Consider the following 12506-nt stretch of genomic DNA (forward strand, 5'->3'; position numbering starts at 1 on the left):
ATGATGTCGACACTGGAGTGAACTAGTGCGAGTCGTTCTGTCCTGGATGTCCGAGTTCGCCGACCTGCCCGACGACCCGGCGCTGATCGCCGAGGCGTGCGGCAGCCTGGGCCTGTCGGTCGAGTCGATCGAGACGGTCGGCTCCGACCTGGAGGGCGTCGTCGTCGCCAAGGTGCTCGACGTCCGGGCCCACCCCGACGCCGACCGCATCCGCCTGGTCGACGTCGACGCCGGCGACGGGGAGGCGCTGCAGATCGCCTGCGGCGCCTCCAACCTGGAGCCGGGCATCCTGGTGCCGCTGGCGACGATCGGCACGGTGATGCCAGACGGCATGGAGATCGCCCGCCGCAAGATGCGCGGCGAATGGTCCAACGGCATGCTCAGCTCGGCCAAGGAACTGGGCCTCGGCGACGACCACGAGGGCATCCTGCACCTGAGCGGCGACCTGCCCCTCGGCGCCCCGGTGGGCGAGGCGCTCGGCCTGAGCGCCGAGGTGGTCATCGAGCTGGAGGTGGAGGCCAACCGCCCCGACGCGCTGTCGATGGCCGGGGTGGCCCGCGACCTGGCCGCCTACTTCGGGGTGCCCTTCGCCCTGCCCGACCCGCGGGTGGCCACGTCGGGCACCGATGCGGCCGAGCTGGCGTCGGTGCGCATCGATGACGTCGACCTGTGCGGGCGCTTCGTCGCCCGGGTGCTGTCGGGCATCGACCCGGCGGCCGAGTCGCCTCGGTGGATGGCCCAGCGCCTGATCGCCGCCGGCATGCGACCGATCTCGGCGGTGGTCGACGTGTCCAACTACGTCATGTTGGAGCTGGGCCAGCCCAGCCACACCTACGACCTGGCCAAGGTGCCGGACGGCGAGCTGGTGGTGCGCGACGGGCGCGACGGCGAAACGATCGAGACCCTGGACGGGGTCACCCGCACGCTGACCGCCGGCGACGGCGTGATCGCTGACGGCACCGGCACGGCGGTGGGCATCGCCGGGGTGATGGGTGGAGCATCGACCGAGATCAGCCCCTCGACCACCGACGTCCTCCTGGAGCTGGCCTGGTGGCGGCCCGAGCGCATCCAGGTGAGCAGCGATCGGCTCAACGTGTACTCCGAAGCCGGCACCCGCTACCGACGGGGCGCCGACGTGGGAATGGCGCCGCTGGCCGCGCGCCGCGGTGCGCAGTTGCTGGTCGACCACGCCGGCGCCCAGCTTCACCCCGGCGTGATCGACGAGGCGGGCATTGCCCCCGAGCCCACGGTGATCACGTTGCGGACCGCCCAGGTGAACCGCATCACCGGGGGGTCGCTCGACGCCGGACGCATCGCCGAGCACCTGCGTTCGATCGGCTTCGAGGTCGCCACACACGAGGTCGGGTCGCTGGAGGTCACCGTGCCATCGTGGCGCCCGGACGCCACCGGCGAGATCGACCTGATCGAGGAGGTGGCCCGCCTCGAGGGCTACAACACCTTCCCCCGGGCGACGGTCACCTCGGCGTTCGTCGGGGCGCTCAGCCCCTCCCAGGCCGACACGCGGATGCTGCGCCGCACGCTGGTGGGCCGGGGCCTCACCGAGGTGGCGCCGCTGCCGTTCCTGTCCGCCGCCGACCTCGACCGCTTCGGGCTGGCCGAGCTGGGCGCGCCCAGCGTGGTCAATCCGCTGGTGGCCGAGCAGTCGGTGCTGCGGCCCTCGCTGCTCCCCGGACTGGTCGACACCCTGGGAGCCAACGCCAGGGCCCGCTCCACCGGGCTGTGTATCTTCGAGATCGGCACCGTGTTCCCCGGACGCTCGGTGGTTGACGACCCGCTGGCCGCCGACACGGTGCTCGTCGGTGAGCGCACCGACCTGGGCGCCGCCCTCGGCGGGGCCGCCGCTCCCGAGGCGGTTGAGCTGCTGGGCGTGCTGTTGGACTCGCTGGGCTTCGGCGCCCCCGAACTCGATCAGCACAGCGGCGCGCTGTCCGGAGGGTTGCACCCCACCCGCTCGGCGACCGTCGCCGTCGACGGGGTGGTCGTCGGGGAGGTGGGCGAGGTTGACCCGGCGGTGCTCGCCGCTGCGGAGGTCAACGAACGGGTGGCCTGGTTGCGCCTCGACCTGCGTGCCCTGCTCGCCCTACCGCACCCACCGGCGCTGGCCCGGCCGGTCAGCCACTACCCCGTGGCGGTCATGGACCTGGCCTTCGTGCTCGACGAGACCATCCCGGCCGGTCGTCTCCGCTCGGCGCTGACCGGGGCCGGGGGCGACCTCCTCGAGCGCTTGGAGCTGTTCGACGAGTTCCGAGGCGATGCCATCGGCGAGGGCAACAAGTCGCTGGCCTGGTCGGTGGTGCTGCGCGCTCCCGATCACACGCTGAGCGACGACGAGGTCACCGCTGCCCGGGCCGCCCTGATCGATGCCGCCGAGTCGCTGGGGGCAGCTCTCCGGAGCTGAGGCAGCACAGCTCTCCGGAGCTGAGGCAGCACGGCTCTCCGGAGTTGAGACCGGCCCAGCGCTCCGTAGCTGAGGCCGGTCAGGCCTCGGCGTGAAAGCGGCGCCTCAGGGTGCCGAAGATCGCCAGGTTGACCAGGTGGCTGACGCCGACGATCAACAACAGCAGGGCCACCCTGCTGACCAGCACCCGGACGGCCGCCTCGCCGCCCGACGGGATGCCCAGGCCGACCAGCAACGACGCCATCGCCAGCGTGAACAGGGCAAAAGCGATCAGCAACATGTTGTTGACGGTCGCCGCCTGTTTCTCGTCCGGGAAGACGTCCTCGAGGTAGATCTGCCCGCTCTCGCGCATCAAGGGGCCCAGAAAGACCAGCAGGACCACCGCCACTCCGATGTAGACGACGGCGGAGATGAGGACCGAGGTCATCGCTGCGGTTCCGATCGGCCCGGGTCCGCTTGCGTGGCTGGAGGATCGGCCGTGATGACCGGATCGAACGGAGTGGAGGGCTCACCGGTCGTGTCGGCGGGGGTGCGGCCTGGCGTGGCCGCCTCGGTTCGTGCCTGCTCGGCTCGTGAGGCCTTCTCCTCGGCGTCCTCGGCGTCCTCGTCCCGTTCGTCCTGGATCCGGTTGCCGAGGTAGCCGTAGGCGCCCAGGTTGGTGAGAAAGGCGGCGCCGACGACGGCCAGCAGGGCGGCCAGACGAAGGAACAGCGTGGTGACGGCGTCGGTGGGGGTACGCGGTGACCCGACGCCGACCAAAAACAGGGCCAGAGACAACGTGATCAGCGACAGGCCGGTCACCAACAGGCGGTTGACCGCCTCCGCCCGCTCCTTGGTGCTGAACACGTGCTCGAGGTATTCCTGGCCCGCCGCCTGCCACTGCGGGATCGCCACGATCACCAGGGCGAACGCCACGAACAGGTACACGAACATGGTGATGATCTCGACGCTCACCGGCTCATCCTCCTCGACCGTGGGGCGCTAGAACGGCAGATACTTCTGCAGCCTCAGCGCAGCGCTCAACCGCTCAGCGTATTCCTTCGGGTTGCTGGGTCGTTGGACCAGGTCGAGTAGCGGGGAACGGGTGGAGATGTTCTGCGACTCGGTGTACTTCAGCAGGCCGACCGCGCCGTGGCGCCGCCCGACGCCCGAGGCGCCCATGCCGCCCATCGGGGCATCCAGGCTGGACCAGGCGGCGGCGTAGCCGTCGTTGACGTTGACCGTGCCCGCCCGCAGGCGGCGGGCGATCGCCCGGCCCCTCGATGCGTCCCGGCACAGCACCGAGGCGTTGAGCCCGTACTCGGTGTCGTTGGCGGCGGCGATCGCCTCGTCGACGTTGGCCACCGGGTAGATCGACACGAGCGGACCGAACGTCTCCTCCCGGTACACCGCCGCCGAGGCGGGGACGTCGGTGAGGATCGTCGGCTCGTGGAACCACGGCGCCAGCTCGGGGCGGGCATCGCCGCCGGCGACGACCGTGGCGCCCTTGGACACGGCGTCGGTCACGTGCTCGCGCATCTTGTCCAGCTGATCGGCGGAGGCCAGCGGCCCCATCTCGGGGCCGTAGCCCACCTCCGAACCCAGCCGCAGCGCCCGAGTGGCGGCTGCGAAGGCCTTGGTGAACTGCTCGGCCACCTCAGCGAGCACGTAGATGCGCTCGATCGCGATGCACAGCTGACCACCGTTGGCGAAGCAGGCGATCGTGGCCACCTTGGCCGCCCGTTCCACGTCGATGTCGTCGGTGACGACCATGGCGTTCTTACCGCCGAGCTCGGCGGAGAAGTCGACCAGGCGGGCGGCGCTCTGGGTGGCGATCGACTTGCCGGTCTCGGTCGACCCGGTGAACATCACGTAGTCGGCGCTTTCGATGATGGCCGTGCCCACCACACGGCCCTGCCCGGTGACCACCCGCATCAGCCCCTTGGGCAGACCGGCCTCCTCGAGCAGTTCCACCGCACGCAGCGCGGTATAGGGGGTTTGCGAGTCCGGCTTGATCACCACGCCGTTGCCGGCCATCAGCGCTGCCAGCGCGTCGCCAACCGCCAGCGACAGCGGGTAGTTCCACGGCGAGATGATGCCGACGACGCCCTTGGGCACGTGGCGCTCCACCGTGCGGATCAGGCCGGGGAACGCGCTCGCCCTGCCGGTCTCGGCCAGCAGCTTGGGGCCGGTCTTGGCGTAATAGCGGGCGGTGATCGTCGTGTCGGCGACCTCCTCGAAGGCCCAGGCCCGGCTCTTGCCGTTCTCCAGCTGGATGAGATCGCACAGCTCTTCGCGATGATCGAGCACGAGGTCGGCGTAGTCGGCCAGGATCCGGGCCCGATCCTTGGTCGATGTCTCGGCCCACATGCGCTGGGCTCGCCGTGCGCCGGTGATGGCGGCGGTGACGTCGTCGGTGGTGCCGATCGGCATGAGCCCCAGGGGTTCGCCGTCGATCGGGGACAGCACGGTATGGGAGGGGCGATCGTCCTCCAACAGGTCGACCCGACGGGCCAGCCGGATCAACTCGGCCCGTTCGGGGGTCCCCCGATCATGGGTGGGCGTCGGTGCGGTGCTCTCGGACGGTGCGGACGCCGTCCCGGCGGAGGTCTCCGTTGTAGACATGCTGCTCAGGCTACCTGCGAGCTCGTTCGGCTCGACCAACGCGGCACCGGCGCCGGAGCCGTCAGCCGATATCGTCACGGCCCGTGACGACCGTAGGCATTCCCACCGAGATCAAGACCGACGAGTTTCGGGTGGCGATCACCCCGGATGGAGTCCGCGAGCTGCACCAGCAGGGCGTGACGGTGCTCGTCCAGGTGGGAGCGGGCGCGGGCGCTGCCATCCCCGACGAGGACTACGCCGCCGCCGGGGCCGAGCTGGCGCACGAGGCAGCCGAGCTGTGGGAGCGCTCGGACCTGGTGTGCAAGGTGAAAGAGCCCCTGGAGCCCGAGTTTGAGTACCTGCGGCCCGGGCTGGCGCTGTTCACCTTCCTCCACTTGGCCGGTTACCCAGCGGTGGCCGACGCGCTGATCGAGCGGGAGGTGACCTCGATCGCCTACGAAACCGTGCAGACCGCCTCCGGTGCCCTCCCGCTGCTCGCACCGATGAGCGAGGTGGCCGGGCGCATGTCGGTGCAGGTGGGCGCCAACCTGCTGGAGCGGCACCACGGGGGTCGCGGCGTGCTGATGGGCGGCGTCCCCGGCGTTCGCCCGGCGCGGGTGGCGGTCATCGGCGCCGGCAACGTCGGCTGGAACGCCGCTCGCACCGCAGCGGGCCTCGACGCCGACGTCGACCTGCTCGACAAGTCGGTGGACCGACTGCGCTGGGTGGATGAGATCCACAACGGACGGGTGCGGACGCTGACCGCCAACCGCGGCCAGGTGGAGCGCACGGCGGCCGAGGCGGACCTGCTGATCGGCGCGGTGCTGGTGGCCGGGGGTAGGGCACCGGTGGTCGTGTCGGAGGAGATGGTGAAGACGATGAAGCCGGGAGCGGTCATCGTCGACATCGCTATCGACCAGGGCGGCTGCGTCGAGACGTCGCGGGAGACCACCCATGAGGACCCGGTGTTCGAGCGGCACGGCGTCCTTCACTACGCGGTTGGCAACATGCCCGGCGCAGTGCCCCATACCTCCACCTACGCCCTCACCAACGTCACGCTGCCGTACCTGGCCGCCCTCGGACGGGACGGCGTCGCGCAGGCGACCGCCGCCGACCCGGCGTTGGCGCTGGGCGTCAACACGGCGGCCGGCCACATGGTGAACCCGGTGGTCGCCGAGGCCCTGGGGCGGCCGTCGGTCGACCTGGTCGAGGCGCTGGCTGGCTGAGCGTTCCCAAACGGACGCATCGCTCTGCCGGACAGGTCACGCCGGGGGTCGGGTTGCTCGGAGGGTCGAGTTGCTCCGAGCGTCGGCTCAGCCCTGAGGCTGGATCAGCCTCAAGGCATGAGGCCGGCGACGGGCAGCCCGGCGGTCTCTGGCAGGCCCAGCATGACGTTGGCGTTCTGGATCGCCTGGCCCGAGGCGCCCTTGACCAGGTTGTCGATCGCCGAGATGGTGAGGAGCCATCCGGTGCGGGGATCGACCCGGGCGGTGAGGTGCACCGTGTTGGCGCCGAGGGTGGCCTTGGTCGACGGGCTGGCCTCGGAGACGACGACGAACGGCTCGGATCCATAGGCGTCGGCCAGGACGCCCAAAGCGTCGTCGGTGGTCATCTCGCCGCTGGGGCGGGCGTAGCTGGTGGCGAGGATCCCTCGGTTCATCGGTGCCAGGTGCGGGGTGAACAGCACCTGCGCCTCGGTCATCAGTTCGATCTCGGCGGTGTGGCGATGATCGAGCAGGCCGTAGGCGGTGAAGTTCTCGTCGACGGTGCAAAAGGTGGTGTTGGGCTTGGGTGGCCGCCCTGCGCCTGACACACCGGAGGCGGCGTCGACGATGATCCCCGACGTCTCGATCAGCCCGGCCCGCATGAACGGCACCAGCGCCAGCGACGGCCCGGTGGGATAGCACCCCGGATTGGCGACCAACGCTGCGCCGGCGACGTCGTCCCGGCACAGCTCGGTCAGCCCGAAGACGGCGGCATCGAGCAGCTCGGGGGCGGTGTGCTCCTCGCCGTACCACCGCTGGTAGGTGGCGGCGTCGGGCAAACGGAAGTCGGCCCCGAGGTCGACCACCTTGCCGGCGCGGGGCAACAGCTCGCCCATCAGGCCCATCGATGCCCCGTGGGGCAGCCCGCAGAACACGAGGTCGACGTCGTCGACCAGATCGGGCTCGTAGGGGACGAAGGCCAGGTCGCCGTAGGCGGCGGCGAGGGAGGGGTAGAGCTCGGCCACCCCGGAGCCGGCCTGGGAGGCGCCGGTGGCGAAGGCCACCTCGAGGTGGGGATGGCCGGCCAGGAGGCGCATCAGCTCGGCGCCGGTGTAGCCGGATGCCCCCACGATTCCCACCCGCAACGGCGCTGCGGGCGGGGATGCTGCGCCGCTTGACGGAGCGGGGCCGGGTGACGCTGGGGGAGTCGAGGTGGGGCTGGACGGGGCGGCGGTCTCCATGGCCGAACCCTACCAGGGGTACAATTTGTTGCAATTCATTGCACAAGTTCGCTGAAGACGGTTAGCCTGCCCCGATGAACGATCCTGGGCCGTCCAACGTCGACCCACCGCATCAGGACCTCTCGAACCGCGATCCATCGAACCCTGGATCCTCCTCGGAGGGCGCAGCCGAGCCCGACACGGTCAGCGAGACGGTGATCGATGCGCTCGGCGGGTTTCGGCGCGACGTGGACGTGCTGTTGCAGGCCCTGCCGTACATCCAGCGGTTTCGAGGGGCCACCGTCGTCGTGAAGTTCGGCGGCCATGCCATGGTCGACGAGGCGCTGTCGGCCGAGTTCGCCCGCGACATCGTCCTGATGCACCAGGTTGGCCTCAAGCCGGTGGTCGTGCACGGTGGGGGCCCCCAGATCGGGGCCTGGCTCGACCGCCTGGGCCTGACGTCCACCTTTGTCGGGGGGCGTCGGGTGACCGATGCCGATACCCTCGAGGTGGCATCGATGGTGCTTGTGGGCAAGGTCAACCACGGGCTGGTCGCTGCGATCAACGCCCACCACCCGGTGGCGGTTGGCCTGTCCGGCTCGGCCGCCCAGCTCCTCGAGGTGACCCCGGCGGCCGCCGAACTCGGCTTCGTCGGGCAGGTCACCAGCGTGCGGCCCGAGCTGATCAGGCGCCTGCTCGACGAGGAACTCGTTCCGGTGATCTCGACCATCGGCACCTTCGGCGGGCAGAGCTACAACATCAACGCCGACGACGTCGCCGCCGCGGTCGCCGAGGCGCTCGGCGCCGAGAAGCTGATCTTCCTCACCGACGTCCCCGGCGTAATGATCGACCAGACCGACCCGGACAGCCTGGTGGCCGCTCTGACGGCGGGGCGGGCTCGCGCCATGATCGGCGACGGCACGATCGGCGGGGGCATGGTGCCCAAGATCGAGGGGTGCCTGCGAGCGCTCGACGGCGGGGTGGGCAGCGTCCACCTGGTCGATGGCCGCCAGCCCCACGTGCTGTTGCTCGAGCTGCTCACCGACGCCGGCGTCGGAACGATGCTGACCCGAACCTGAACCCGATCCTGGAGGGGTGTGGAGGTGTGCCGGTGAATTTCACCGGCACACCTCCACACCTTCCGTCCACACCTTCCGTCCACACCTTCCGTCCACACCTTCCGTCCACGCCTTCCGTCCACGCCTTCCGTCCACACCGTTGATCCGTCAATCGTCTCGCCTGGAGCGAACATGACCACCACACACAACCCAGATCCGCACAGCACCGCCATGGGGGCACCCGAAGGCATGGAGCGCTGCCCGATCATGCCCACCTACGCAGCGCCGTCGATCCAGTTCGTCGAAGGGGCAGGCAGCTGGCTGACCGACCGGGAGGGCAAGCGCTACCTCGACCTGTTGTCCGGCCTGGCGGTCACATCGTTGGGTCACGCCCACCCGGCGGTGGCCGAGGCGGTGGCGGCCCAGGCCCAGCGGCTGGTGCACACCTCCAACCTGTACGCCACCGAGCACGCCGCCCCGGTGGCCCAGACGCTCGACCGGTTGCTCGGTGGAGGCGGTCAGGTGTTCTTCGCCAACAGCGGGGCCGAGGCCAACGAGTGCGCGATGAAGCTGGCCCGCAAGTGGGCCGGGCACGGCCGCTACGTCGTCGTTAGCGCCTACGGGTCGTTCCACGGCCGCACGATGGCCACCCTGGCCGCCACCGGCCAGCCGGCCAAGCACGAACCGTTTGCCCCGATGCCCGAGGGTTACCGGCACGTGGCGTGGGCCGACCTGGCCCACCTGGAGTCGGCGATCGACGAGACGGTCGCCGCCGTGATCATCGAGCCGATCCAGGGGGAGGGAGGGGTTCACCCCGCCGAGACCCAGTACCTGGCGGGCATCCGCCGGCTGTGCGACGAGCGCAACCTGTTGATGATCCTCGACGAGGTGCAGACCGGGCTGGGGCGCACCGGCGAGTGGTTCGGGTTTCAGCACGCCGGGGTGGCCCCCGACGTGGTGACCATCGCCAAGGCGTTGGGCAACGGCGTGCCGATCTCGGCCTGTTGGGCGCGGGCGGAGGTGGCCGCCGCTTTTCGGCCCGGCGACCACGGCTCGACCTTTGGGGGCAACCCGCTGTGTACCGCCGCCGCACGGGCCACGCTCGAGGTGATGGAGGACGAGGACGTACCCGCCCGCGCCGCTCGGGCCGGTGCGCTGCTGCGGGGCGGCTTGTCTGCGCTGGCGGGCGTGGCCGAGGTGCGAGGAGCCGGGCTGTTGCTGGCGGCGGAACTGGACGGCATCGACGCCGGCCCCGTGGCCGCCGACCTCCTCGTCGCCGGCGTGATCGTCAACGCGGTGACGCCGACCGCGCTCCGCCTGGCCCCCAGCCTGTTGATCTCCGACGAGGAGATCGAGGAAGCGACCGACCGGATCGGTGCCGTGCTCGACGCCCATCGCGCCGGGGGTGACTGATGCCCGCGCCCGGTGCCAGCAACGGCATCGCCCCGACCCGACGCTCCGAACCGCACCGACCTACCAGTGCAACGCCCAACTGCATGATGCCGACCCACATGACGCCGACCCACACGACGAGTGCGCACATGAACCCGATCGAAGGACCCCTCAGATGACTGCCCAGACCGACCGCCAGGTGCCGCACTTCCTGTCGATGGCCGATCTCTCGGCCGACGACCTGAGCGCTGTCCTCGAGCGCGCGGCCAACCCCGAACCGCCCCGAACACTGCTCGCTGGTCGGGGCGCCGGGCTGATCTTCGAAAAGCCGTCCGCCCGCACCCGCAACTCCACCGAGATGGCGGTCGTGCAGCTCGGCGGGCATCCGGTGACGATCCGCCCGGACGAGATCGGCCTGGGCGAACGGGAGGCGATCTCGGACGTGGCCCGGGTGCTGTCCCGCTACTTCGCCGTGCTCGGCGCCCGCACGTTCGCGCACCGCACCCTGACCGAGCTGGCCACCCACTCGCTCGTGCCCGTGATCAACCTGCTCTCAGACGATGGCCACCCGATCCAGATCCTCGCCGACCTGCTCACGCTGCACGATGAGTTCGGCGACGTCGCCCCCCTCGAGATCGCCTGGGTGGGCGACGCCAACAACGTTGCCCGCTCGCTGGCCCGGGGCTCGGCGCTGGCCGGCTATTCGGTGCGGTTGTGCGGCCCGGCCGGATACCGCTTCGACGATGCCGAGCTGGCCCGACTGGCCGAGGCGGGCGCCGACGTCACCGTCATCGACGATCCGATCGAGGCGGTCACCGGGGCCCACGCGGTGTACACCGACACCTGGACATCGATGGGCCAGGAGGAGGAGGCGCACCGCCGCAGGGTAGCCTTCGAGGGCTACCAGGTGACCGAGGAGCTGTTGGAGGCGGCGCGAGACGACGCCATCCTGTTGCACTGCCTGCCGGCGCATCGGGGCGAGGAGGTCACCGACGGCGCGCTCGACGGCCCCCGCAGCCGCGTCTTCGACCAGGCCGAAAACCGCATGCACGCCGCCCGGGGCCTGATCTGGTGGCTGGTTGAACGCTGTGATGCTGCCCGGGCGGGCGGCGCGGCTCTGGAAGGTCGGCGCGACCGTGGCTGAGGCCAGGCCGCTCTCCAAGCATCAGCGCCAACATCGGATCGCCGCGCTGCTCGGCGAGGTGCGGGTGACCAGCCAGGGCCGTCTGGCCGAGCTGCTCGCCGAGGAGGGCATTGCGGTCAACCCCTCGACGGTCAGCCGAGATCTCGAGGAGCTGGGCGCGGTCAAGGTGCGCATTCCCGGTGGGGAATCCGCCTACGTGATCGCCGAGCTTCCTCGCAACCAGGTGGCGCCCGCCGACCACCTGCGCCGGGTGTTGGGGGAGTGGGTGGTGGCGGTTGCCAACAGCGGCGAGCTGGTCGTGTTGTCCACCCCGCCCGGCTGCGCGCACGTGGTGGGTTCGGCGGTCGACCGTTCGGGCCTCGACGGGATCCTCGGCACCGTTGCGGGCGACGACACACTGCTGGTGATCGCAGCCGAGGATCCGGGCGGCTCGGCGTTGGCCGGTTCGCTGGCGGAACTCGCCGGCCTGGACGTCGGGTGGAGCCGACCTGGCCCGGCGCCCGGTCCGGTGGGCTTCATCGCCCCGACGAACGAGCGATGACCGACGCGGAGCCCGGGCCGGCCGATCCCGGGAGCGAACCTGTTGCCGATCTTGAGCTGTTCCGTCCGAACGGGGTGGTGCGCCCCGCCTGGTTGGCCGGATGGCGCGAGCACATCGATCTCCCCAAGTTGGGCGCTTACCGGCTTGTCGCCAAGCTGGATACCGGTGCCAGGACGTCGTCGCTGCACGCCCGGGAACTCCATCGCAACTCCGATCGATTGGGCCGCACCTGGCTGACGATGGAGCTGCTCGCCCCCGAGGAGGACGCCGGCGCCGACCCCCGCCCTCGCGGCCGGGATGCAACGGCCGATCCCGATGGCGACCCGTCCCCGGATCCCACCGACGCCGGCCGACGGCAGCAACCGCCCCAGGCCGCCGGGGCCCCGTCCGGGAACACCTCGGCGGAGGATCGGGACCTGGTCGTCCCGCCGGGCCCGGTGCGGGCGCGCTGGGTGGCCGACCGGGTGATCCGGTCCTCTAACGGTGTCGAGGAGCTGCGCCCGGTAATCCGCACGACCGTCGCCCTTGGAGGCCATCGCTGGGTATGCGAGATGACGCTGGCCGAGCGCGGCTCGATGGGTCACCCGGTGCTGCTTGGCCGCACGGCCATCCGGCGCCGCTTTCTGGTGCACCCGGGCCGCAGCTTCCTGACCGACACCGGGTCGATCATCGCTGGGGCCGGAGGGGTGTGAGCCAACTCGGGAGCCCGATGCGCGCTCTGGCGTACGTCTCGACTCCCCGGTTCGGGGCTCACCGGCAACTCGGGAGCCCGATGCGCGCTCTGGCGTACGTCTCGACTCCCCGGTTCGGGGCTCACCGGCAACTCGGGAGCCCGATGCGCGCTCTGGCGTACGTCTCGACTCCCCGGTTCGGGGCTCACCGGCAACTCGGGAGCCCGATGCGCGCTCTGGCGTACGTCTCGACTCCCGAGTTGCGGTTCTGGT

At 70.7% G+C, this 12506-nt stretch carries 11 protein-coding genes and 1 pseudogene; 8 read left to right on the forward strand and 4 right to left on the reverse strand.

Going from position 1 to position 12506, the window contains the following annotated elements:
* Nucleotides 1-25 precede the first annotated feature (25 nt).
* Nucleotides 26-2419, forward strand: coding sequence for a phenylalanine--tRNA ligase subunit beta (locus tag IPN02_19675; GenBank protein ID MBK9299000.1), 2394 nt, complete (start codon nt 26-28; stop codon nt 2417-2419).
* A 79-nt stretch (nt 2420-2498) separates the two neighbouring features.
* Here the strand turns inward: IPN02_19675 and IPN02_19680 are convergent, their stop codons facing one another.
* From IPN02_19680 to IPN02_19690, 3 genes are read right to left on the reverse strand one after another with little or no spacing between them, the layout of a single operon-like run.
* Nucleotides 2499-2846: a hypothetical protein gene (locus IPN02_19680; protein ID MBK9299001.1), complete on the reverse strand. Its 348-nt coding sequence runs from the start codon at nt 2844-2846 to the stop codon at nt 2499-2501.
* Entirely contained in the window at nt 2843-3373 is a 531-nt protein-coding gene (locus tag IPN02_19685; protein MBK9299002.1) for a hypothetical protein, read from the reverse strand. The genes IPN02_19680 and IPN02_19685 overlap by 4 nt, the downstream gene beginning before the upstream one ends.
* 27 nt (nt 3374-3400) lie before the next feature.
* On the reverse strand, nt 3401-5023 hold the full coding sequence (locus tag IPN02_19690) for a succinate-semialdehyde dehydrogenase (NADP(+)) (protein ID MBK9299003.1): 1623 nt from the start codon (nt 5021-5023) through the stop codon (nt 3401-3403).
* A gap of 83 nt (nt 5024-5106) precedes the next feature.
* On the opposite strand from IPN02_19690, the gene ald reads away from it, so the two are divergent.
* Complete coding sequence (gene ald, locus IPN02_19695; protein ID MBK9299004.1) at nt 5107-6228, forward strand: alanine dehydrogenase; 1122 nt, start codon at nt 5107-5109, stop codon at nt 6226-6228.
* Nucleotides 6229-6338: 110 nt separating this feature from the next.
* Here the strand turns inward: ald and IPN02_19700 are convergent, their stop codons facing one another.
* Nucleotides 6339-7448: an N-acetyl-gamma-glutamyl-phosphate reductase gene (locus IPN02_19700; GenBank protein ID MBK9299005.1), complete on the reverse strand. Its 1110-nt coding sequence runs from the start codon at nt 7446-7448 to the stop codon at nt 6339-6341.
* A 197-nt stretch (nt 7449-7645) separates the two neighbouring features.
* On the opposite strand from IPN02_19700, the gene argB reads away from it, so the two are divergent.
* From argB to IPN02_19730, 6 genes and pseudogenes are all read left to right on the forward strand, one after another.
* A complete protein-coding gene (gene argB / locus IPN02_19705) occupies nt 7646-8506 on the forward strand; it encodes an acetylglutamate kinase (GenBank protein MBK9299006.1) in 861 nt (286 codons plus the stop codon).
* Nucleotides 8507-8752: 246 nt separating this feature from the next.
* Nucleotides 8753-9898 (forward strand): acetylornithine transaminase, encoded by a 1146-nt coding sequence (locus IPN02_19710; protein ID MBK9299007.1) that lies wholly within the window; start codon nt 8753-8755, stop codon nt 9896-9898.
* A 154-nt stretch (nt 9899-10052) separates the two neighbouring features.
* Nucleotides 10053-11021 (forward strand): ornithine carbamoyltransferase, encoded by a 969-nt coding sequence (gene argF / locus IPN02_19715; GenBank protein MBK9299008.1) that lies wholly within the window; start codon nt 10053-10055, stop codon nt 11019-11021.
* Nucleotides 10969-11562 carry an ArgR family transcriptional regulator gene (locus IPN02_19720; protein ID MBK9299009.1) on the forward strand — a complete coding sequence of 198 codons (594 nt, stop codon included), beginning with the start codon at nt 10969-10971 and terminating at the stop codon, nt 11560-11562. Before argF ends, IPN02_19720 begins: the two co-directional genes overlap by 53 nt.
* Nucleotides 11559-11762, forward strand: a pseudogene (locus IPN02_19725) (ATP-dependent zinc protease). Before IPN02_19720 ends, IPN02_19725 begins: the two are co-directional and overlap by 4 nt.
* A gap of 39 nt (nt 11763-11801) precedes the next feature.
* A complete protein-coding gene (locus tag IPN02_19730) occupies nt 11802-12254 on the forward strand; it encodes an ATP-dependent zinc protease (protein ID MBK9299010.1) in 453 nt (150 codons plus the stop codon).
* Nucleotides 12255-12506: the final 252 nt, after the last annotated feature.

Source organism: Candidatus Microthrix subdominans (assembly GCA_016719385.1).
GTDB classification, from domain to species: domain Bacteria; phylum Actinomycetota; class Acidimicrobiia; order Acidimicrobiales; family Microtrichaceae; genus Microthrix; species Microthrix subdominans.

Excerpts from the sequence above, each read along its gene's own strand:
- IPN02_19730 (MBK9299010.1), top strand. The coding sequence starts at position 11,802 with ATGGAGCTGCTCGCCCCCGAGGAGGACGCCGGCGCCGACCCCCGCCCT.
- IPN02_19710 (MBK9299007.1), top strand. The coding sequence starts at position 8,753 with ATGCCCACCTACGCAGCGCCGTCGATCCAGTTCGTCGAAGGGGCAGGC.
- IPN02_19680 (MBK9299001.1), bottom strand. The coding sequence starts at position 2,846 with ATGACCTCGGTCCTCATCTCCGCCGTCGTCTACATCGGAGTGGCGGTG.
- IPN02_19690 (MBK9299003.1), bottom strand. The coding sequence starts at position 5,023 with ATGTCTACAACGGAGACCTCCGCCGGGACGGCGTCCGCACCGTCCGAG.
- IPN02_19720 (MBK9299009.1), top strand. The coding sequence starts at position 10,969 with ATGCTGCCCGGGCGGGCGGCGCGGCTCTGGAAGGTCGGCGCGACCGTG.
- argF (MBK9299008.1), top strand. The coding sequence starts at position 10,053 with ATGACTGCCCAGACCGACCGCCAGGTGCCGCACTTCCTGTCGATGGCC.
- IPN02_19700 (MBK9299005.1), bottom strand. The coding sequence starts at position 7,448 with ATGGAGACCGCCGCCCCGTCCAGCCCCACCTCGACTCCCCCAGCGTCA.